The organism is Vibrio sp. L85 (assembly GCF_963871815.1).
Lineage (GTDB): Bacteria > Pseudomonadota > Gammaproteobacteria > Enterobacterales > Vibrionaceae > Vibrio > Vibrio harveyi.
In genome coordinates this window covers 45,428-66,447 of sequence record NZ_CAWMYL010000069.1, presented here as the reverse complement: position 1 = coordinate 66,447, position 21,020 = coordinate 45,428, and the positions used below count along the sequence as shown (strand labels likewise).

19 protein-coding genes and 1 tRNA gene are annotated in these 21,020 nt (G+C 46.5%); 13 read left to right on the top strand and 7 right to left on the bottom strand.

What is annotated here, in order from left to right:
* Window positions 1-92 precede the first annotated feature (92 nt).
* Together AACR11_RS08575 and orn are read right to left on the bottom strand one after the other, a co-directional pair.
* Window positions 93-168 (bottom strand) — tRNA-Gly (locus AACR11_RS08575).
* 156 nt (window positions 169-324) lie between these two features.
* Window positions 325-870 (bottom strand): oligoribonuclease, encoded by a 546-nt coding sequence (gene orn, locus AACR11_RS08570; protein ID WP_005448335.1) that lies wholly within the window; start codon window positions 868-870, stop codon window positions 325-327.
* A gap of 129 nt (window positions 871-999) precedes the next feature.
* Here orn and rsgA point away from each other — a divergent pair, with 129 nt between their 5' ends.
* The 5 genes from rsgA to AACR11_RS08545 all read left to right on the top strand — a co-directional run bounded on the left by rsgA (window position 1,000) and on the right by AACR11_RS08545 (window position 7,798).
* Window positions 1,000-2,064 carry a small ribosomal subunit biogenesis GTPase RsgA gene (rsgA, locus tag AACR11_RS08565; protein ID WP_005448333.1) on the top strand — a complete coding sequence of 355 codons (1,065 nt, stop codon included), beginning with the start codon at window positions 1,000-1,002 and terminating at the stop codon, window positions 2,062-2,064.
* A gap of 116 nt (window positions 2,065-2,180) precedes the next feature.
* The gene (gene asd / locus AACR11_RS08560) at window positions 2,181-3,038 is read left to right on the top strand and encodes an archaetidylserine decarboxylase (RefSeq protein ID WP_029789509.1); all 858 of its coding nucleotides are present in this window, start codon (window positions 2,181-2,183) and stop codon (window positions 3,036-3,038) included.
* Between the two features lie 174 nt (window positions 3,039-3,212).
* Window positions 3,213-4,628, top strand: a complete 1,416-nt coding sequence (locus AACR11_RS08555; protein WP_029789510.1) for an SLC13 family permease — start codon at window positions 3,213-3,215, stop codon at window positions 4,626-4,628.
* Window positions 4,629-4,906: 278 nt separating this feature from the next.
* On the top strand, window positions 4,907-6,787 hold the full coding sequence (locus AACR11_RS08550; protein ID WP_079324663.1) for a methyl-accepting chemotaxis protein: 1,881 nt from the start codon (window positions 4,907-4,909) through the stop codon (window positions 6,785-6,787).
* A 123-nt stretch (window positions 6,788-6,910) separates the two neighbouring features.
* Window positions 6,911-7,798: a DMT family transporter gene (locus tag AACR11_RS08545; protein WP_029789512.1), complete on the top strand. Its 888-nt coding sequence runs from the start codon at window positions 6,911-6,913 to the stop codon at window positions 7,796-7,798.
* A 119-nt stretch (window positions 7,799-7,917) separates the two neighbouring features.
* On the opposite strand, the gene gpmM is transcribed toward AACR11_RS08545, so the two are convergent.
* Window positions 7,918-9,450, bottom strand: coding sequence for a 2,3-bisphosphoglycerate-independent phosphoglycerate mutase (gene gpmM / locus AACR11_RS08540; protein WP_005448323.1), 1,533 nt, complete (start codon window positions 9,448-9,450; stop codon window positions 7,918-7,920).
* A gap of 486 nt (window positions 9,451-9,936) precedes the next feature.
* Here gpmM and AACR11_RS08535 point away from each other — a divergent pair, with 486 nt between their 5' ends.
* The 5 genes from AACR11_RS08535 to AACR11_RS08515 all read left to right on the top strand — a co-directional run bounded on the left by AACR11_RS08535 (window position 9,937) and on the right by AACR11_RS08515 (window position 14,354).
* The gene (locus tag AACR11_RS08535) at window positions 9,937-10,371 is read left to right on the top strand and encodes a rhodanese-like domain-containing protein (protein WP_005448321.1); all 435 of its coding nucleotides are present in this window, start codon (window positions 9,937-9,939) and stop codon (window positions 10,369-10,371) included.
* A gap of 201 nt (window positions 10,372-10,572) precedes the next feature.
* A complete protein-coding gene (gene secB, locus AACR11_RS08530; RefSeq protein ID WP_005386410.1) occupies window positions 10,573-11,037 on the top strand; it encodes a protein-export chaperone SecB in 465 nt (154 codons plus the stop codon).
* 204 nt (window positions 11,038-11,241) lie between these two features.
* Complete coding sequence (gpsA, locus tag AACR11_RS08525) at window positions 11,242-12,279, top strand: NAD(P)H-dependent glycerol-3-phosphate dehydrogenase (protein WP_005448320.1); 1,038 nt, start codon at window positions 11,242-11,244, stop codon at window positions 12,277-12,279.
* A 78-nt stretch (window positions 12,280-12,357) separates the two neighbouring features.
* Window positions 12,358-13,179 (top strand): serine O-acetyltransferase, encoded by an 822-nt coding sequence (gene cysE, locus AACR11_RS08520; RefSeq protein ID WP_079324661.1) that lies wholly within the window; start codon window positions 12,358-12,360, stop codon window positions 13,177-13,179.
* 26 nt (window positions 13,180-13,205) lie between these two features.
* Window positions 13,206-14,354 carry a murein hydrolase activator EnvC family protein gene (locus AACR11_RS08515; RefSeq protein ID WP_005448319.1) on the top strand — a complete coding sequence of 383 codons (1,149 nt, stop codon included), beginning with the start codon at window positions 13,206-13,208 and terminating at the stop codon, window positions 14,352-14,354.
* A gap of 96 nt (window positions 14,355-14,450) precedes the next feature.
* Here the strand turns inward: AACR11_RS08515 and AACR11_RS08510 are convergent, their stop codons facing one another.
* From AACR11_RS08510 to epmA, 4 genes are all read right to left on the bottom strand, one after another.
* The gene (locus AACR11_RS08510; protein ID WP_029789515.1) at window positions 14,451-15,407 is read right to left on the bottom strand and encodes an acetyltransferase; all 957 of its coding nucleotides are present in this window, start codon (window positions 15,405-15,407) and stop codon (window positions 14,451-14,453) included.
* Between the two features lie 186 nt (window positions 15,408-15,593).
* The gene (locus AACR11_RS08505; RefSeq protein WP_005448317.1) at window positions 15,594-16,229 is read right to left on the bottom strand and encodes a TetR/AcrR family transcriptional regulator; all 636 of its coding nucleotides are present in this window, start codon (window positions 16,227-16,229) and stop codon (window positions 15,594-15,596) included.
* Window positions 16,230-16,250: 21 nt separating this feature from the next.
* The gene (locus AACR11_RS08500) at window positions 16,251-16,625 is read right to left on the bottom strand and encodes a VanZ family protein (RefSeq protein ID WP_005448316.1); all 375 of its coding nucleotides are present in this window, start codon (window positions 16,623-16,625) and stop codon (window positions 16,251-16,253) included.
* A 9-nt stretch (window positions 16,626-16,634) separates the two neighbouring features.
* Complete coding sequence (epmA, locus tag AACR11_RS08495) at window positions 16,635-17,606, bottom strand: elongation factor P--(R)-beta-lysine ligase (RefSeq protein ID WP_029789516.1); 972 nt, start codon at window positions 17,604-17,606, stop codon at window positions 16,635-16,637.
* 449 nt (window positions 17,607-18,055) lie between these two features.
* Here epmA and frdA point away from each other — a divergent pair, with 449 nt between their 5' ends.
* Genes frdA through frdC form a run of 3 tightly spaced genes read left to right on the top strand, consistent with a single transcriptional unit; the run spans window position 18,056 to window position 21,020 of the window.
* Window positions 18,056-19,876 carry a fumarate reductase (quinol) flavoprotein subunit gene (gene frdA, locus AACR11_RS08490; RefSeq protein ID WP_005448312.1) on the top strand — a complete coding sequence of 607 codons (1,821 nt, stop codon included), beginning with the start codon at window positions 18,056-18,058 and terminating at the stop codon, window positions 19,874-19,876.
* Window positions 19,876-20,634 (top strand): succinate dehydrogenase/fumarate reductase iron-sulfur subunit, encoded by a 759-nt coding sequence (locus AACR11_RS08485; RefSeq protein ID WP_005425032.1) that lies wholly within the window; start codon window positions 19,876-19,878, stop codon window positions 20,632-20,634. Before frdA ends, AACR11_RS08485 begins: the two co-directional genes overlap by 1 nt.
* A 2-nt stretch (window positions 20,635-20,636) precedes the next feature.
* Window positions 20,637-21,020, top strand: coding sequence for a fumarate reductase subunit FrdC (gene frdC / locus AACR11_RS08480; RefSeq protein ID WP_005425044.1), 384 nt, complete (start codon window positions 20,637-20,639; stop codon window positions 21,018-21,020).

The window sequence follows — 21,020 nt, the reverse complement described above, 5'->3', positions numbered from 1 at the left end:
ATGAGCCCGACGAGCTACCAAGCTGCTCCATCCCGCGTCCATAGTTCACCATTTAAGGCATGATGAAAGCCTTTCTTTCCACTTAAGAAAAGTGGAGCGACACACGAGGTTCGAACTCGTGACCTCAACCTTGGCAAGGTTGCGCTCTACCAACTGAGCTAGTGTCGCATCAACAACGTTTCCGCTGTTCAGGGCTGCGAATTATAAGAGCATTTTTTTGTGATGCAAGTCCTTCGTTCAAAAAAACTTTATTTTTTTACTGACAGATGAAAAAGCAAGCAAAACGCTCATTAATTACAACAATTTGGATCGCAGCCTTAACAGTTAGATCTTAAAGATCGTTTCGCGGTAGTACTTTAGCTCAGCAATCGACTCACGGATATCATCCAATGCCAGATGCGTGCCCTGCTTCGAAAAACCGTCTAACACTTCTGGTTTCCAACGGCGAGTCAGTTCTTTTAACGTACTCACGTCCAAATAACGGTAGTGGAAGTATTCTTCCAACTCAGGCATATGCTTGTACAAGAATCGACGGTCCTGACCAATACTGTTACCACAAATTGGAGAAACGCCTTTTGGTACCCATTTCTCAAGGAACTCGATGGTCTGCGCAACGGCATCTTGTTCAGAGACGTCACTGTTGCGAACGCGATCAACCAAACCACTTGCAGTGTGCGTATTGGTACACCAGTCATCCATCTTCGCCAACTCTTCTTCTGGCTGATGAACGGCTAAAACTGGACCTTCAGCTAAAATATTTAACTCACTATCCGTGACGATAGAAGCAATTTCGATGATTTTGTGCGTTTCAGGATCGAGACCTGTCATCTCTAAATCCACCCAAATCAGGTTTTGATCGCTAAAGGACATGGTTACGCCGCCTATTTGTTTATCGATAAAAGAGGTACTATACCTGAAAATACTTGAAACACGATACTCATGAGTTTGAGCCGAAAGCGTGCTCAATCAGTTGAGTTAACTCACATTAAGTACAAGATTGTGGCAAAAAAGAAAAAGTTAACCAAAGGTCAGGTGCGCCGCGTACGCAGCAACCAACAAAAACGCCTAAAGAAGCAAGAAGAGTCTATCCAGTGGGATGAGAACATGCTAGGCGCAAGTAAACAGGGTCTCGTTATCACTCGTTTCGGTCAGCACGCTGACATCGAAGATCTAGAAACCGGTGAGGTGCAGCGTTGTAACCTTCGTCGTGGTATCGAATCACTGGTATCAGGCGATCGCGTGCTTTGGCGTGAAGGGCTTGAGTCAATGGCAGGTATATCTGGCGTGGTTGAAGCTGTAGAACCTCGCACATCAATGCTAACTCGCCCTGACTACTACGATGGCTTGAAACCTGTCGCCGCTAACATCGACCAAATGGTGATCGTGTCTTCGGTTTTGCCTGAGCTTTCGCTCAATATCATTGACCGCTACTTGGTGGCGTCAGAAACCCTGAACATCGCACCGCTACTAGTACTCAACAAAATAGACCTACTTGCTGATGAAGATCGAGCGATGTACGAAGAGTGGCTAGAAGAATACAAACGCATTGGCTACAAAGTACTGTTTGTGAGCAAGCAATCAGGTGAAGGCATTGCCGAACTTGAAGAGCAATTGCGTGATCGTATCAATATCTTCGTTGGTCAATCCGGCGTAGGTAAATCGAGCCTAGTAAACGCACTGATGCCTGAACTTGAGCAGGAAGTGGAAGAAGGCGAGATCTCAGAGAACTCAGGTTTGGGTCAGCATACAACCACAGCAGCTCGCTTGTATCACATCCCTACTGGTGGCGATTTGATTGACTCTCCAGGAGTACGTGAATTCGGTCTGTGGCACTTAGAAGCAGAGGAAGTGACCAAAGCATTTGTTGAATTCCGTCCTTATCTTGGCGGTTGTAAGTTCCGCGACTGTAAGCACAATGACGATCCTGGCTGTATCTTGCGAGAGGCCGTGGAAAAAGGCGAAGTGAGTGAAGTCCGTTTTGAGAACTATCATCGCATCCTAGAAAGCATGGTAGAAAACAAAGCCAACCGTCAGTATTCACGCAGCAAGAAAGCTGATCTGTAGCCGAGATAACGCTGCAACTGTGTAAGAAATCATCACCTAATACTGACAAGCAGATGAAATTTCAGTAACATCACGCGCCCTAAAGCGAGAATCTAACAGAAGTATCGGAATTAAAGATGGACAAGATTAAAGTTGGACTGCAGTACTGGATCCCACAACACGGACTAACGCGCCTAGTGGGTAAACTGGCTTCAGCTGAGGCTGGCGGTCTAACAACAGCAATCATTCGCTGGTTTATCAAACAATACAATGTGAACATGGATGAGGCGAAGTACTCCGATCCTAAGCACTTCAAAACCTTCAATGAATTCTTTGTACGTGAGCTAAAAGAAGGCGCTCGTCCAATTACGGAAGGTGAAAAGGTGATCACTCACCCTGCGGACGCGTGCGTAAGCCAATTTGGTCCGATTGAAGATGGTCAGCTTATCCAAGCTAAAGGTCATAACTTCTCAGCACAAGAGCTACTAGGTGGTGACGCACAACTGGCTGAAGAGTTCCAAGACGGCTCTTTTGCTACTTTGTACCTATCGCCTCGTGACTACCACCGCGTACACATGCCATGTGACGGTACGCTGCGTCAGATGATTTACGTACCTGGTGACCTATTTTCAGTTAACCCACTAACCGCAGAGAACGTGCCAAACCTATTTGCACGTAACGAGCGTGTAGTGTGTATCTTCGATACTGAGTTTGGTCCAATGGCACAAGTACTGGTTGGTGCAACTATCGTAGGTAGCATCGAGCAAGTATGGGCAGGCACTATCACGCCACCACGCGGTAACTCGGTTTACAAATGGGACTACCCTGCTGAAGGCGATAAAGCGGTTATCTTGAAGAAAGGCGAAGAAATGGGGCGCTTCAAGCTTGGCTCAACCGTTATCAACCTTTTTGCAAAAGATGCTATCGCATTCGATGAAAGCATGGAAAATGGTAAGCCAACCGTAATGGGTACACCTTACGCTCATCAGCAGTAAGACTCCTACTCAAACTGACTTTGAAGCCTCCGTTTACGGGGGCTTTTTTATTGACGAAAAGCAAAACTCTGTTCGAAATTTCGCCTCTCTTTTTCAAACTCGTACTTGCCTCTAAGTACCTAAAAGCGCAATCAATTATTCTGCGTTGAGGGATGATGATAAAAGGGGCTGCCAATGCCAAAGATGAGTGCGGACACACTGGTCAAATTACTGATGTGTTTTTTGATTCCACTCGGTGTCTTAATGATGCCGATCGATGCCATTCCAATTGACGATCTCACTTTAATTCAACATCGTCTATTGGCTATTTTCCTTCTTGCTGCACTACTTTGGGTTTTAGAACCCGTCCCCGTATTTGCTACGTCCATTCTTATCATTGCTCTTGAATTGATTATGATATCGGACAAAGGCTTACATCTCTTTCGTACCCCTCCTCCGGGGCATGATTTGGGAGATTTGATTGCTTATACGGATATATTTTCTGCGTTCTCTTCTCCTATTATCATCCTTTTCATGGGTGGCTTTGCGCTCGCGATTGCCGCTTCTAAATACGAACTTGATAACAACCTCGCCCGTGTTCTTCTTAAACCGTTCGGTACTCAACCTAAGTTCATTATGTTGGGTTTAATGCTGATCACTGCCGTGTTCTCGATGTTTATGTCAAACACTGCGACTACCGTTATGATGCTCGCGTTATTGGGTCCTATCGTGGCATCTGCACCAAAAGGCGATTTGGGGATAAAAGCGCTAGTTCTCTGTATTCCAATTGCGGCTAATACAGGTGGTATCGCGACACCAATCGGTACCCCGCCTAACGCGATTGCCTTGCAATATTTAACCGGAGAAAACAGCATCGATTTCCTATCTTGGATGATGATGGGCTTGCCTTTTGTCTTAGTGCAACTGACGCTAGCTTGGTTCTTATTGCAAAAGCTCTTCCCTTCTAGTGAACCGGAAATGAAACTGCGCTTGGATGGTAAATTTAAGAAAAGCTGGCGTGCCATAGTGGTCTACGTGACCTTCGCTATGACCATCCTGCTATGGATGACAACTAAAATGCATGGCATGAATACCTATGTAGTCGCTATCATTCCACTCGCGGTGTTTACCTTAACGGGCATCATGGGCAAAGAAGAGCTCAAGCTTATCAACTGGGATGTGCTATGGCTGGTAGCCGGTGGTATCGCTATTGGTATTGCGTTAGATAAAACTGGCTTGGCTGAAGCACTCGCACACGCAATTGATTATGAGTCCCTATCACCATTCGCTGTCGTTGTTGCCCTATCGATCGTGTGCTGGCTAATGGCAAACTTTATGTCGAATACCGCCACAGCGAACTTGTTGATGCCGATTGCAGCGGCGATTGGTGCTTCTATGCCAAGTCTGGTTGCTATCGGTGGCTTACAAGGATTGCTGGTTGTCGTCGCTTTCTCGGCTTCACTAGGTATGATCTTACCAGTATCAACACCACCAAACTCCCTTGCGTACTCAACGGGATTAATTGAAAGTAAAGACATGGCGAAGGTCGGTTTGATTATCGGCTTGGTCGGTCTGTTCATTGTCTATGGTGCGGTAATTATTCTGTTTTAGTCCATCGCTCTGCGGTAACAAAAGGTTGCCGCAGAGCTTTATCACCCATATACCTATCTAGTTTTGCATCACTCCCTCTGTTTTTATCTCAAATTTGATTCACTTAGCTAATCAATAAGTTGAATAAAAATCACACTATTCGACTCAAGTTTATCGAATATAGGTCGATAAATTTTGTACAGCCTTTCATGTAACTTTCAGTGCTTGAATCGTCTCATACCCTTTGGAGTCACAACTCGTGACGTTGATCTTTTTGTCTGTTTTATGAAGGTAAGACAATGAGAAATACCATCAAATTAAAAATACAGATTGCGATTGCAGTCATTATCGCCATTGTTAGTGGCGTTCAGGCTTGGGTTTCCGTCAATCAACTACGCGAAGAAACCACTTCTACCCTTAATCGAGAAATTCAAAACATCTCTCAATCGACCAACCGCTACATCAGTGACTGGCTTGCGATTCGTAGCGATATGATGCTCGCGAATGAAAACATCATCGCTGGCAGTGACGATGCCGATCGCGAGATGCTACTGACAAAGCGAGCCGGTAAGTTTCTATCGGTTTATGCTGGCTTCTCTGATGGCTCAATTGCCTACGGTGATAAATCTGAATCTTGGCCTTCTGACTACGATCCTCGCACTCGCCCTTGGTACCAAGATGCGATGGCGAAATCTGGTTTGATCATCACAGAGCCATACCAAGATTTCGATGGCAGCATTGTTGTTAGCTTTGCTAAGGCATTCAATCAAGGTAAGAAAGGTGTGCTTGCCGCTGACTTAGCGGTAACTGACATCATCAAAGAAGTCCTTAATATTCAGCTTGATAATGACGGTTTCGCATTCCTAGTTGATGGCAACAATAACTTGGTAGCTTACAAAGATGAAAAGCTTAGCCAAAAACCGCTGACAGAACTCAATCCAGCCTTAACTCATAGTACGATGATGACACTTGCAGGCGAAGCAAGGCTAGACACGATTCAATGGCCCAGCCAAGGCGATAAGCTGATTTACGTAGCTAAAGTGCCGAACACCGATTGGTCTTTAGGTATTGTGCAAGACAAACAAATGGCATTTGCGTCTGTCTCTGAGCAAGTGACATTTACGGCTATTGCTTCTATCGTGCTGTACCTGATTATTGCGGCAGTCAGTACTTACATCATCACTCGCTTGCTACAACCTCTCCAAACGCTGTCTGATGCGCTTTCAGAGCTATCACAGGGCGAAGGCGATCTTACGCAACGCATCAAGATCGAGCGCATGGATGAAATTGGCGAACTCGCAACCCACGTGAACCAGTTCCTTGCACAAATGCAGACCATGTTAAAAAGCATTGTCGAGAACAGTGAACAGCTTTCAGAACAAGCGAATCAAGCAAATGAGCTATCTGCGATGGCTGCGGGTCGCGTTGAGCATCAACAAAATGACGTTAACCAAATTGCAACCGCCATTCATGAGATGTCAGCAACCGCTGCTGAGGTAGCAAGTCATGCAGAGCTGACGGCAAGCGCTTCACAAAACTCAGCGTCTGCTTGTATGGAAGGACAAAACGTCATCCAGAAGAATCGTGAAGCGATCGTAGAGCTTGCAGAGCAAGTTAGCGATGCCGCCAGCGTAATTTCGGAGCTAGAAGCAAACACGCAAAGCATCAACCAAATCCTATCGACGATCCAAGGTATTGCCGAACAAACTAACTTGTTGGCACTTAATGCTGCCATTGAAGCGGCTCGTGCTGGTGAGCAAGGTCGCGGCTTTGCCGTGGTTGCCGATGAAGTACGCGTACTTAGCCAACGCACCCATGGTTCGACGGAAGAAATCCGCACCATGATCGAAACGTTGCAAAACAACACCAAACTGGCAGTAAATAGCATGCAAACCAGTACCAGTTTGGCAGATACTAGCGTGGATTATGCTCAGCAAGCACACGACAGCTTAACCAGCATTACTAACTCGATCACTGAGATCAACGACATGGCAATGCAAATCGCAAGCGCAGCAGAAGAGCAACGCGCGGTAAGCGAAGACATCAGCCGTAACACGCAAGGCATTAAAGACGATGCCGATATGATTGCCGAGCAATCACTTAAGAGCAGTGAAGGTTCACGTCAGATGTACGATACCACCAATACGATGCGTGAAAACATCAGTCGCTTTAAAGTGTAATCCTCCCCATCAAAAGCAGCTCAACGAGCTGCTTTTTTATTGGCATAAATATGCGCTTTTAGATCTTTATAAATTCATGCATATTAAAGCCTCTCCCCTGCTCTACAAGGATGTCTCGCAATCATGGGTTATGAATGGCTGGCGCTGTGCGCTGCTTTCTTATGGGCTGTTTCTAGCTTAATTTCTGTTGTTCCCGCTCAACATCTCGGGGCATTTTCTTATAGTCGATGGCGTATGGGCTGTACCGCGGTCATCCTCTCCACGATGGCGTGGAGCACGGGGGGCTGGCTAAGTGTCTCCACCGAACATATTACGCCAATGATGGCGTCCGGTTTAATTGGCATCTTTATTGGCGATACCGCATTGTTCGCCTGTTTGAATCGCATGGGACCACGCCAAGCAGGCTTGTTGTTTTCTTGCCATGCGGTGTTCTCTGCCATCTTGGGTTACTTCCTATTTAGCGAAAGCATGACTGGCACGGAGTTGATTGGTGCAACCTTAGTCTTCAGCGGTGTCGTAATGGCGATTTTCTATGGTCGACGCGGGCAAGCTAGCAACGCGCTAGAAGAGATCAAAGGCAACGTTTGGATTGGTATCGGGCTCGGGTTAACCGCCGCTATGTGTCAGGCTCTGGGTGGCATCATCGCTAAACCTGTCATGCAAACCACTGTTGACCCTGTCGCCGCCTCTGCCATTCGTATGATCAGTGCTTTCGTCGCACATTGTGCACTTTGGTTAATTGGCGCCAAAGTCGCTCGCGCGACTCAAACCATCACATGGAAAGTCTTTGGCATTACAGCATTAAATGGCTTTTTGGCTATGGCGATTGGTATGACATTGATTCTTTACGCCCTGCGTGAGGGTAACGTGGGAATGGTAGCGCTGCTTTCTTCAACAACACCTATCATGTTGTTGCCACTACTGTGGATTTATACCAAGAAACGCCCAAATCGATTTGCTTGGTTAGGCGCTGCACTAGCGGTTATTGGTACGGGCATCCTAGTGCAATAGTTCAGGTTCAATTAGGGTCTATTGACCTTAATAACTCTTCGCCTTACTCAACACAGGATCGCAGACACAAAAAAGCCCGAGTCAAACTCGGGCTTTTATCATTCTGAATCGTCAGTTAATTACTTAACTAGCACTTCACCAGACATTTCTGCAGGGATTTCTAGACCTGCTAGAGAAAGCATTGTTGGCGCAAGGTCAGACAGTTTACCGCCTTCTTTGAACTCAACCGCTTTGTCACCTACGTAGATTAGAGGTACTGGTAGGTTAGTGTGAGCAGTGTGGATGCCGCCAGTTTCAGGGTCGATCATCATTTCCGCGTTACCGTGGTCTGCCGTGATCAACAGTTGACCGCCAACTTCTTTGATCGCTTCAACCACTTTACCAACGCTTTCATCTAGAGCTTCGATTGCTTTCTCTGCAGCTTCGTAAACGCCAGTGTGACCAACCATATCTGCGTTCGGGTAGTTACAGATGATAGTATCGAACTTACCAGACTTGATAGCAGCAACCATCTTCTCTGTTAGCTCTGGAGAGCTCATTTCTGGCTGCATGTCGTAAGTTGCTACTTTTGGAGAAGCAACAAGTTGACGCTCTTCACCTTCAAATTCGTTCTCAACACCACCGTTGAAGAAGAAAGTCACGTGTGCGTATTTCTCTGTTTCAGAGATACGTAGCTGAGTTTGACCTTGCTTAGATAGCCACTCACCGTAAGTGTTTTCTAGAGACGCAGGTGGGAATGCGATAGCTAGAGGGATATCAGCCGCGTATTGAGTCAGCATTACAAAGTTGATTGCTGGGAATGCAGCACGCTCGAAGCCGTCAAATGCAGGAACGAATGCACGCGTGATTTGACGCGCACGGTCAGCACGGTAGTTCATGAAGATAACTGCATCGCCATCTTGCATGATTGCGTCTTCTTGACCTTCCGCTTTAATAGCTGTTGCTTTAACGAACTCATCGTTTTCGTCACGAGCGTAAGCAGCTTCTAGACCAGCAACCGCTGTTTCTGCAGTGAACTCAGCTTTCGCTTGAGTTAGAAGATCGTAAGCAACTTGAACACGATCCCAGTTGTTGTCACGGTCCATTGCGTAGTAACGACCTACTAGAGAAGCAACACGACCTTTACCTAGTTTCGCAAATAGATCTTGGAAACGCTGTAGTGAGTTTTCGGCACTACGCGGTGGCGTATCACGACCGTCTAGGAAGCAGTGTAGGTAGATCTTTTCAGCGCCACGAGCTGCTGCCATTTCAACGGCTGCGTAGATGTGGTCTTCGTGAGAGTGAACACCACCTGGAGACATAAGACCCATGATGTGTACTGCTTTTTCAGCTTTTACTGCAGAATCGATAGCTTCTACTAGTGCCGCTGTCTCAGCAAATTCACCATCAGCGATAGACTTAGTGATGCGAGTTAGATCTTGGTATACAACGCGACCTGCACCGATGTTGGTGTGACCAACTTCTGAGTTACCCATTTGACCATCAGGTAGACCAACGTCCATGCCTGAAGCAGAGATAAGAGTGTGTGGGTTATTCGCAATCAGTGCATCCATTACTGGTGTTTTAGCATTTGCAATTGCGTTACTTGCTGTGTCTTCACGGTAACCGTAACCGTCAAGGATAACTAGAGCCAATGGCTTCTTAGCAGACATAGTGATGACCTCATCAAATTTAAGTAACTTTCGGTGTAGAGCTTCGCTGCTCCATCTAACCTTGAAACAAAACTAGCGTAATTTTACTACACTTTTTAACCAAAACTGTAGGTTAAGATCAAATAATGTTTGCGATTTATTGTTGCTATCTTACAAGTTAGCAAGCAATCCGACCTAGTCAGCAAACGTGTTCCACAAGCATAGTCACTTTCAAGATGCTTTGTACGACCACCGAAATACTTTGGTGAAAAACTTTTTGTTGTAACCCATTGTGCGCTTTTTCGACCAGAAGTGAAGTCAATTACGCCGATTGAATTGATAGGAGGAAGTGATAATAAGATTGCATGAATGACTAGCTTCAACCAGTTTGCTGGGAGCGCTTAGATCTCAATTATTCGTTAGAAAATTTTAACCCTCTCGCCTAAGGCGGCTATCCCCGCTATACTCCTGCTTTATTTTTCCGCCAACAGTGTAAGAGCTCAGGACATGCAAGAGTACATTGATTTTTTCCAACAGAACATGATTCTATCTTTGGTTTGGGTAGGTCTTCTTGTCGCATTCATCATGAACATCGTGAAATCTGCGACGGCAGCATACAAAGAGATTAACGTGAACCAATTGACTCACCTTATGAACCGTGAAAACGGCGTTGTGGTGGATATCCGCTCTAAAGATGAGTTCAAACAAGGTCACATCACCGACGCACTTCACATTTTGCCGTCTGATATCAAAGCAGGTAACTTTGGCAGCCTTGAAAACCGTAAATCAGACCCAATCATTGTGGTATGCAAAACGGGTCAAACCGCTCAAGAAAGTGCAAACCTACTAGCGAAAGCAGGCTTCGAAAACGTAAGCCTACTGAAGAACGGTTTGATTGCATGGAACGAAGCGAACCTTCCACTAGTACGTGGTAAGAAATAAGGTCGCGGTAAAACAATTTTGCCAGCCTCGTTTATATAAACTGAGCAAATAGAAAGCAGTTGAAGCACTAAGTTGTGATGCTTTGCACGTAATACGCGCTTCATCTAGTCAAGGTAGATTTGCTCAGTTAGTCTCAGGACAAACCATATTTCTGGGTTTAGAAAATCCTAGACCCAACAAATGTTTATTAAGGATTTAAAAATGGCTGAAGCAGCACCACAAGACGCACAACAAAACTTTGCAATTCAACGCATCTTCCTAAAAGACGTTTCTTTCGAAGCGCCTAACTCTCCGGTAATCTTCCAAAAAGAATGGAACCCAGACGTTAAACTAGACCTAGACACTCAAAGCCGTGAGCTTGGTGAAGGTGTTTACGAAGTTGTTCTACGTCTAACAGTTACTGTTAAGAACGAAGAAGAAACAGCGTTCCTATGTGAAGTTCAACAAGGTGGTATCTTCACAGCTGAGCAAATGGAAGCAGGTCAACTTGCACATTGCCTAGGCGCATTCTGCCCGAACATCCTATTCCCATACGCTCGTGAAACTATCTCTAGCCTAGTAGTTAAAGGTACGTTCCCTCAACTGAACCTAGCACCAGTTAACTTCGACGCGCTATTCATGAACTACCTACAACAGCAAGCTCAACAAGGCGAAGCTGAAGCGTAATTCACGTTTTGTAAGTGACGTGTTGCCCTTCCTAAGAACGAGCTCACGTCATATACCTGAAGAAAATGCACAAAGCGTCCTCTCTGCGATGCAATGTGCATTTTTTATTTCTGATAAAAGTTCCTAGTTCCTAACCCCTAGAGAGCGTAAACTCTGGCGATTATGAACTAGATTCTACTAGTAGAAAGGCAATTAGGCGGTAGCATGACACAAGCAAATACAAACAATGCTTACGGTAAAGACATCGCAATGACTGTGATTGGAGCAGGCTCATACGGCACTTCTTTGGCAATCTCCCTTGCTCGTAACGGCGCAAACGTCATCCTATGGGGTCACGAGCCAGAGCATATGGCACGCCTTGAAGCAGACCGTGCCAACCACGAATTCCTACCTGGTATTGATTTCCCAGAGAGCTTGATTATTGAATCGGATTTAGAAAAAGCCGTTCAAGCAAGCCGTGACTTGCTAGTTGTGGTTCCTAGCCACGTTTTTGGCATCGTACTAAACAGCTGTAAGCCTTTCTTACGTGAAGATTCTCGTATTTGTTGGGCAACCAAAGGTCTTGAGCCAGAAACGGGTCGTCTACTAAAAGAAGTAGCATTCGATATCATCGGTGACAGCTACTCGTTGGCAGTTCTATCCGGTCCTACATTTGCTAAAGAGCTTGCGATGGGAATGCCAACAGCAATTTCTGTAGCTTCTCCAGACGCGAACTTTGTTGCTGATCTGCAAGAGAAAATCCACTGCAGCAAAACCTTCCGTGTCTACGCAAACAACGACTTTATCGGCATGCAATTGGGCGGTGCGGTGAAGAACGTTATTGCCATTGGTGCAGGTATGTCTGATGGTATCGGTTTTGGTGCCAATGCCCGTACAGCACTGATTACACGTGGTTTGGCAGAAATGAGCCGTCTTGGTGCCGCACTAGGCGCACAACCAGAAACCTTTATGGGTATGGCTGGCTTGGGCGACCTCGTCTTAACTTGTACCGATAACCAATCACGTAACCGCCGTTTTGGTTTGGCATTAGGTCAAGGTAAAGACGTCGACACTGCGCAAGAAGAAATCGGTCAAGTCGTTGAAGGCTACCGCAACACCAAAGAAGTTTGGATGCTCTCTCAGCGCATGGGCGTAGAGATGCCAATTGTTGACCAAATTTATCAAGTATTGTATCAAGGAAAGGATGCACGCCTGGCAGCGCAAGATTTACTTGCTCGTGACAAAAAAGCCGAAGGAAAGTAGCAATCTACCGCCTTTTGCACCTCATCTGAGAAGAATAGAAGTTGTCGGGTCACGGAAGAACCACTCAGGATATTGAGAATGAAACACTGCGAAAAACAAAAAGTCTGGAACAAAATTGTTTCAGAAGCCCGTGAGATGTCAGAGCAAGAGCCTATGCTGGCGAGCTTTTATCATGCGACCATCATCAAGCATGAAAGTCTATGTGCCGCATTGAGCTACATTCTGGCCAACAAATTGAACACCGCTTCCATGCCAGCAATGGCAGTGCGTGAAGTGGTTGAAGAAGCCTTTGCCGCCGATCCAACCATCACCGACGGCGCGGCTTGTGACATTTGTGCCACGGTTAATCGCGACCCTGCTGTTTCAATGTACTCAATGCCATTGTTGTACCTGAAAGGCTACCATGCTCTGCAAGGGTACCGAGTGGCAAACTGGTTATGGAAGCAAGGTCGTCACGCTCTTGCGACTTACCTGCAAAATCAGATTTCTGTAGCATGTCAGGTCGATATTCACCCTGCAGCGCGTATTGGTAGTGGTATCATGCTAGACCATGCAACTGGCATCGTGATTGGTGAAACCGCCGTTGTCGAAAACGACGTATCTATTCTGCAAGATGTCACTCTAGGTGGTACCGGTAAAGAATGCGGTGACCGTCACCCGAAAATTCGCGAAGGTGTAATGATCGGAGCTGGTGCTAAAATTCTTGGCAATATCGAAGTGGGCGAAGGCGCAAAAATTGGCTCTTGCTCTGTGGTATTGCAAGCAGTGCCGCCACACACAACCGTGGCTGGTGTGCCTGCAAAAATTGTTGGTCGTCCGAAAACGGACAAACCTTCTCTCGATATGGATCAAGGCTTTAACGGTAAATCGCAAAGCTTTATCTATGGGGATGGTATTTAATCGTCATCTGATCCTTTGACAAGAATGTGGTAGGTAACTCTCAAGTGCGAAAACAAAATCACCCAGTGCTACGCTCGGCTATTTTATTAACTTGTGCTTTATCTGCCACATATCCCCTCACCTCTTTCGCCGCAAGCCAACAAGAGCTCAAAGGCGTATCTAGCGAAATCAATCGCCAGAAAAAATCGCTAACTTCTCAAGAAAAACAGCTCAACGATCTGCAAAAATCGCTGAAAAGCCAAGAACTCGGTATCTCCAAGTTAGAACGCGAGATCAAACAAACCAAAGCAGACTTGGCACAAGCGGATCAAAACATCAGTAAGTTGGAAGAGAAGATTGCGCTGCAAGAAGCTCAACGCCAAGCACAAGAAGAAGAGCTCAAACAACTGATTCAAACCTACTACGTCACGGAGCGTGCGAAAGCCAATGGGCATCTCCTTAACGAAGGCGTAGAAGAAGATCGCATCAGCCAATACTTTCAACATCTTGCCAAAGCACGCGCGGAAGTCATTGATGCGATCACCAAAACCACCCAAGAGTTGGCGCACAACAAGAACCAACTCGAACTGGAAAAAGACCAAATTGAAACCTTGCTCAAACAGCAATCAGAAAAACGTTCGTCTTTAGCAAGCACGCAGTCGAAACGTAAAGGTACGCTGAGCAAGATTCAAAAGAGCATCAAAGATGACAAACGTTACTTAGCAGAACTGCAACGTAACGAAACCCGTCTAAAGGCCGAGATAGCGAAAGCAGCAAAACGTAATGCAGTACCGATGGACGGTATTGCAAAACAACGTGGAAAACTACCGTGGCCGTTGAAAGGTCGCGTACTGCACAGCTTCGGTACCAAACAAACAGGGCAGGTAAACTGGAAAGGTATGGTGTTGTCTGCCAGATACGGTCAGCAAGTCAAAGCCGTTTACCCAGGCACCGTGGTATTTGCGGAATACCTGCGAGGCTACGGCTTAGTCGTGCTGCTTGATCACGGGAAAGGCGACATGACGCTTTACGGTTACAACCAAGCTTTGACCAAGAAAGAAGGTGATAAGGTGACCGCAGGTGAAGTGATTGCACTTGCAGGTGATACTGGTGGTCAAGACAGACCTTCACTGTACTTCGAAATTCGCCGTAACAGTGAAGCGCAAAACCCGAAATCTTGGTTAAAGCGTTTATAACTGCCGTTTATCATCGCAGTTTTAAACTGCACTATCGCGACACAAAAAACAAAGGAGCCACTCGGCTCCTTTGTCGTATTCGCATTCAGAAAAATGCTAGGCGTAGTAAGTCTCTACTGCGTCGATGAAAGCACTGACATCGTCTTTGCTTAATGCATTAATGCCTGCTGCGGCTTCTCGCCCCCCACCTGTTGGGAACTGCCCACACACTGCCACCGCACCTTGTTTGTTATTCAGTGGCGCACGAAGAGAAACAGTGTAAGTGCCGTCAGCGTTTTCCGTTAACACCGCATGCGCAGAGTCTGGAGTTTGGTTTGCAAGCCAGTTGCCATAAACACCACTGATTCGGCGTGATGCCGCATTGTCTGGCAGTTCAAACAGCTTGAGCTTAGTGCTTTCGTGAGTCGCAGGGACGGCGAGTGCTGCGTCCATATCTTGCTGATAAGCCGATTGTAATTGATAGTAAGGTGACGCTTTATCTGCTATCGCATCGAATGGTGAAGCGTATTGCTTTAATGCTTGATACAAGTCCGCAGGATGGAAATGAAGGTCGTCTACTTTCGAGCCATAACCGTTGTAATTAATCAACGTCCCGAGCTCTTTTAACTGCGCTTTTTGCGTTTCATTGAGTCCGGCTTTATCCGCCAACACATCCGCCTTAGCAATCAAGTTATCGCCATAAGCAGCAGTGATTGCCCAAGTATGGAAACGTCCTTCCAACAACTTATCGACAATCAAAGCAGTACACATATTAGCATCGAGGTCGATGTGCGCGTCCAAATTACCATGCTGAGGGATCTCACCCGCTTTGTGGTGATCGGCGTAGAAAACATGCGCGCCTTGAGCTAAAGCTTGCTCTAAACCTACCATGTTCTTTTCCATTGAAATGTCCAACACCGTCAGTTCATCACCCGCTTGCACATCCACTTTCTCCACCAGCTTGATGTCGCGCTTTACGCCCGTCACCAACTCAGCGTTGATAGGATCCGCTAAACGCAATTGCAGCAATGCGATGATGCCGTCGGCATCGCCATTAAAAATGTCGAAATTCATTGAACGATAGTTCCTTTATCGAGAGTCATACCCCAACGGATGCTTTTAGGGTGCATGAATCCTATTGTGCGAAATGAGCACAGCAAGTCAACTCAAGGAGGGAGTTGAAAATGAGAGCTGCGCTCTAAACTTTAAGCGTAGAACCATACTCTCATTTTCTAGATTTAATAAGGAGGGAAAATAGTATTAACTGTGCAGTCGGCTCACCGCTTCTTCAAGCAGTAGCAATTGCTCCATACCTTGCTCGGTTGCCACTGGTTTAACGACATTGAGCATTTGCAGCATACCTTGTTTTACCATTTGCTCGGTAATTTCGGTCTTTGGTGACATCGCTGACTGGTAAGCTAACCAACTACACGCGATAAGGTGCAGTGTACAAACCAATGATTTCAACTGCTCTTGATCAACATTCAATAGTTTCAAAGACACAAACTCTTGCATGATCGCGATCAGGTTGGCTTGCAGCTTCTCTTGAACATCAATGTATTCATCATGCAGTTGTTCGTCTCGAGAAAGGATTTCGGGAAGATTCGCGTAGAAAAAACGGTACTTCCACATCAAAGTGAAGATCGAGTCGAGGTAGCTTTTCAGCATGGTCAGGCTCTCTTGAGAACCTTGAATAGGGGTAAAGCGTTCTAGCAGTTCCGCAGAGTATAGCGCGAAGATCTCACGCACAATTTCCTGCTTATTACGGAAGTGGTAGTAAAGGTTGCCTGGGCTAATTTCAATATGGTCAGCAATGTGATTGGTTGTGATATTGCGCTCACCATGTTGGTTGAACAACTCCAGTGCGGCATAGACTATTTTGTCGCGCGTTTTCATGGTTATCGTATTCCCTCTTCATTAACGAATCGAGTATAGCGACTTCACCAACCTAGGTCGATAGAGGCTCCAAATACGGTAACATAGCAGACCAGTTAGAATACCAATCGAGTTCGCAATCAAGTCGAGCCAAGAGGTTTGGCGCCCCACATAACCTTGTAAAACTTCAATCACAGCGCTGAATAAAAGAATACTCAGTGCCACAATCCAACGCTGACGCCAACTTGCTACACAGAAGCAGCCCAAAAAGCCAAAACCACTGTACGCCATCGCATGCTGCATCTTATCCAAATATGCAATGTTGCCCCAATCTTGCAACTCTCCCGAGCTCAGAGACAAGTACGCAATCAAAGTCGCATAACTAAGCAGCACCAAACGTCCAGCAGTCAGGTTCATTATTTATCCTTAAGCAATAGGGAATGGAAAAGCGGTCACTTGGTCGATATGGTCACAACCCAGCGCCAACATGATCAGGCGATCAACGCCTAACGCCACACCTGCGCAATCCGGCAAACCTGCTTCTAATGCGCCAATCAAATGGTAATCAATCGGCTGTGGTTTCAAACCCATTTCCAGACGCTTAGCATTATCTTGTTCAAAACGCGCCAATTGCTCTTTCGGGTTATCCAGCTCGTGGAAACCGTTCGCCAGCTCAATGCCTTTGAAGTACACCTCAAAACGATCCGCCACTCGGTTGTCTTGCGGATTGATCTTTGCCAGCGCCGCTTGCGATGCAGGGAAGTCATACACAAATGCAGGCGCTTGTTGACCAATCTTAGCTTCGACACCAATACTGAAAAGTAGTTGCAGCAAGGTATCGCGATCCTCCTCTGGCTCAGCAATATCACTTAGCCCTAGCTTAGCCGCGACCACTTTTAGCTCTTGCATAGAGCCTTCTAAAGGGCACACGCCTAGCACATCAATAAAAGCTTGCTGGTAAGTCATACGTTCTGCCGCACCACACTTCAGCACCAGTTGAAGTAGGTCATCCATCTCATCCATCAACTTATGGTGATCAAAACCAATCCGGTACCACTCCAGCATGGTGAACTCGGGGTTGTGATGACGACCATTCTCTTCGTTACGAAACGCTTTGTTAATTTGGTAGATACAACCGCTGCCCGCCGCCAACAAGCGCTTCATATGGAATTCAGGGCTGGTCATAAAGAACAGTTTGCTGCCGTCGGCATAACCCGGTCCAACAAACTCTGTTTGGAAGGTATGCAAATGAATGTCGGTCACCGTGGCGTGGCTCATGGCTGGCGTGTCAACTTCCATCACCTGTCGCTCGGCAAAGAATTGACGAATAGCGGTGATCAACGCGGCACGTTGACGAAGTTGTTCCATAGAAGCGGTAGGTTGCCAGGTCGTTTGCATAACAAGAGTCTCAATACATTGGTGAGCGAGGAAAATAGCAATTTTGGCACGCTTTGCCTAGTTCATCGATAGGGGATTCCTCTTAATTTCATCCGTCTAAATACGAATAAAACTCGATTAAAACTGAAGCAAGCATTTCACGTTCCACAGTACAAAAAACACTCACAATTAATCCTATTATCAATGAGGGTAATGTCGTGCAACACCTATGTAACATTGACCGAGTTTACGTTTATCCCTCAACCGTTTCGTGCCGTGATAGCAGTCACATAACCTAGAATTTCTATGCTCTTGTGTGCATTACCGGAGAAAAAACCCAAATACATCAATTTTTCTGCCATAAGGCTCCCCTACACTAACCCTACTACTTTTGAGGGATTGCCTTAAAACCCTTCCCTCACACTCACAATAACAAGCGGATTTCCGCAATCACACACTGGAGGATAACTGTGCAAATTATCACCACAGATATCGCAGTCATCGGCGCAGGCGGCGCTGGTCTTCGTACTGCTATTGCAGCGGCTGAAGCAAACCCGGACTTAGAAGTAGCACTTATTTCTAAAGTTTACCCAATGCGCTCCCACACGGTTGCTGCAGAAGGTGGCTCAGCAGCAGTTATCAAGGATGAAGATAGCTTAGACAACCACTTCAACGACACTGTTGGCGGTGGTGACTGGCTATGTGAACAGGACGTTGTTGAATACTTTGTAGAGAACGCGACTCGCGAAATGATCCAAATGGAGCAATGGGGTTGCCCATGGAGTCGTAAAGAGAACGGTGAAGTCAACGTACGCCGCTTTGGTGGTATGAAGGTTGAACGTACTTGGTTCGCTGCAGATAAAACTGGCTTCCACATGCTTCACACGCTATTCCAGACGTCGATGAAGTACGACAACATCAAGCGCTTTGATGAGTACTTTGTTGTCGACTTGCTTGTTGATGAAGGTGAAGTACAAGGTCTGATTGCAATCCACATGTCTGAAGGTGAACTGGTTACGATTAAGGCGAAGTCTGTCGTACTAGCAACGGGTGGCGCAGGTCGCGTTTACCACTGTAACACCAACGGCGGTATCGTAACGGGCGATGGCATGGCGATGGCTTACCGTCACGGCGTTCCTCTACGTGATATGGAATTCGTTCAGTACCACCCAACAGGTCTTCCTGGCACTGGTATCCTGATGACTGAAGGTTGTCGTGGTGAAGGCGGTATCATCGTCAACAAAGACGGCTACCGTTACCTACAAGACTACGGTATGGGTCCTGAGACTCCAGTGGGTCAACCTAAGAACAAATACATGGAACTGGGTCCTCGTGACAAAGTTTCTCAAGCTTTCTGGCACGAACAACAGAAAGGCAACACCATCAAACACCCTCTTGGTGATGTGGTGCACCTAGACCTTCGCCACCTAGGTGAAGAGTATCTACAAGAGCGTCTACCATTCATTTGTGAGCTAGCGAAAGCTTACGTGAACGTTGACCCAGCAAAAGAGCCAATTCCAATTCGTCCAACGGTTCACTACACCATGGGTGGTATTGAAACCAACGGCGAATGTGAAACTCGCATTAAAGGTCTATTCGCGGTTGGCGAATGTGCGTCTGTTGGTCTTCACGGCGCAAACCGTCTAGGTTCTAACTCGCTAGCTGAGTTCGTGGTATTTGGTCGCGTTGCGGGTGAACAAGCGGTGAAACGTGCTGCAGAATTCAAAGGCTGGAACGAAGAGTCTATCGCGACTCAGGTGAAAGCAGTTGAAGACCGCATTGCCGCTCTAATGAACCAAGAAGGTGATGAAAACTGGGCAGATATCCGTACTGAAATGGGTCACACCATGGAAGCAGGTTGTGGTATCTACCGCCAAGAAGACTTGATGCAAGCAACCATCGAGAAAATCACTGAGCTGAAAGAGCGTTACAAGAAAATCAGCATCAAAGACAAAGGCAAAGTGTTCAACACTGACCTTCTTTACGCTATTGAAGTGGGCTACGGTCTAGAAGTCGCAGAAGCGATGGTTCACTCTGCAATCCTGCGTAAAGAATCTCGTGGTGCGCACCAACGTCTAGACGATGGTTGTACAGAGCGTGATGACGTGAACTTCCTGAAACACTCGCTTGCTTTCTTCAAAGAAGATGCAGCACCAAGTATCGACTACAGCAACGTGACGATTACTAAGTCACAGCCTAAAGCACGTCTATACGGTGAAGCAGCAGAGAAAGCAGCAGCAGCTGAAAAAGCCGCTGAAGCAGAAGCGAAGAAGGCAGAGGAGCAAGCATAATGTCATCAAACCGCATTCAAAAAGTCGACATTCTGCGTTACGACCCAGAGAAGGACGCAGAACCATATACTCAAACGTTCGAAGTACCTTTTGATGAAACCATGTCTGTGCTTGATGCGCTTGGTTACATCAAAGATCACCTAGACAAAGATCTGTCTTACCGCTGGTCTTGTCGTATGGCGATCTGTGGTTCTTGCGGCATTATGGTAAACAACGTGCCTAAGCTAGCTTGTAAGAGCTTCCTACGTGATTACCCGAATGGCGTGACTATCGAGCCACTAGCAAACTTCCCAATCGAGAAAGACTTGATCGTGGACATGACGCCGTTCATCGAGCGCTTAGAAGCTATCAAACCTTACATCATTGGTAACGACCGCAAACCAGAAGACGGCACAAACCTGCAAACGCCTGAGCAAATGGCGAAATACAAGCAGTTTGCTGGCTGTATCAACTGTGGTCTGTGCTACGCAGCATGTCCTCAGTTTGGTTTGAACCCTGAGTTCATCGGTCCTGCTGCTCTAACTCTGGCACACCGTTACAACCTAGACAGCCGTGACAACGGTAAAGATGAGCGCATGAAGCTGATCAACGGTGAAAACGGCGCTTGGGGTTGTACGTTCGTAGGTTACTGTTCTGAAGTTTGTCCGAAGAGCGTAGATCCTGCAGCGGCAGTAAACCAAGGCAAAGTAGAGTCTTCTATGGACTTCGTAATTGCTATGTTGAAACCTGATGGTTCACCGAAAAAAGTGGAGGCATAAGGATGAGCAACCGTAAACCTTACGTTCGTGAAGTAAAACGCACTTGGTGGAAGAACCATCCTTTCTACCGCTTCTACATGCTACGTGAAGCAACTGTGCTTCCTCTAATCCTGTTCACTATCTTCCTGACTTTCGGTCTAGGTTCTCTAGTGAAAGGTCCTGAAGCTTGGCAAGGTTGGTTGGAGTTCATGGCAAACCCTATCGTGGTAGCGATCAACATCGTTGCACTACTAGGTAGCCTGTTCCACGCACAAACTTTCTTCAGCATGATGCCACAGGTTATGCCAATTCGTCTGAAAGGCAAACCAGTGGATAAGAAAATCATCGTTCTGACTCAGTGGGCAGCAGTTGCGTTCATCTCACTGATCGTTCTCATCGTGATGTAA

Coding starts and splice junctions, on each gene's coding strand:
- orn (WP_005448335.1), bottom strand. CDS start 870: ATGTCCTTTAGCGATCAAAACCTGATTTGGGTGGATTTAGAGATGACA.
- asd (WP_029789509.1), top strand. CDS start 2,181: ATGGACAAGATTAAAGTTGGACTGCAGTACTGGATCCCACAACACGGA.
- AACR11_RS08555 (WP_029789510.1), top strand. CDS start 3,213: ATGCCAAAGATGAGTGCGGACACACTGGTCAAATTACTGATGTGTTTT.
- AACR11_RS08550 (WP_079324663.1), top strand. CDS start 4,907: ATGAGAAATACCATCAAATTAAAAATACAGATTGCGATTGCAGTCATT.
- AACR11_RS08545 (WP_029789512.1), top strand. CDS start 6,911: ATGGGTTATGAATGGCTGGCGCTGTGCGCTGCTTTCTTATGGGCTGTT.
- gpmM (WP_005448323.1), bottom strand. CDS start 9,450: ATGTCTGCTAAGAAGCCATTGGCTCTAGTTATCCTTGACGGTTACGGT.
- AACR11_RS08535 (WP_005448321.1), top strand. CDS start 9,937: ATGCAAGAGTACATTGATTTTTTCCAACAGAACATGATTCTATCTTTG.
- secB (WP_005386410.1), top strand. CDS start 10,573: ATGGCTGAAGCAGCACCACAAGACGCACAACAAAACTTTGCAATTCAA.
- gpsA (WP_005448320.1), top strand. CDS start 11,242: ATGACACAAGCAAATACAAACAATGCTTACGGTAAAGACATCGCAATG.
- cysE (WP_079324661.1), top strand. CDS start 12,358: ATGAAACACTGCGAAAAACAAAAAGTCTGGAACAAAATTGTTTCAGAA.
- AACR11_RS08510 (WP_029789515.1), bottom strand. CDS start 15,407: ATGAATTTCGACATTTTTAATGGCGATGCCGACGGCATCATCGCATTG.
- AACR11_RS08505 (WP_005448317.1), bottom strand. CDS start 16,229: ATGAAAACGCGCGACAAAATAGTCTATGCCGCACTGGAGTTGTTCAAC.
- AACR11_RS08500 (WP_005448316.1), bottom strand. CDS start 16,625: ATGAACCTGACTGCTGGACGTTTGGTGCTGCTTAGTTATGCGACTTTG.
- epmA (WP_029789516.1), bottom strand. CDS start 17,606: ATGCAAACGACCTGGCAACCTACCGCTTCTATGGAACAACTTCGTCAA.
- AACR11_RS08485 (WP_005425032.1), top strand. CDS start 19,876: ATGTCATCAAACCGCATTCAAAAAGTCGACATTCTGCGTTACGACCCA.
- frdC (WP_005425044.1), top strand. CDS start 20,637: ATGAGCAACCGTAAACCTTACGTTCGTGAAGTAAAACGCACTTGGTGG.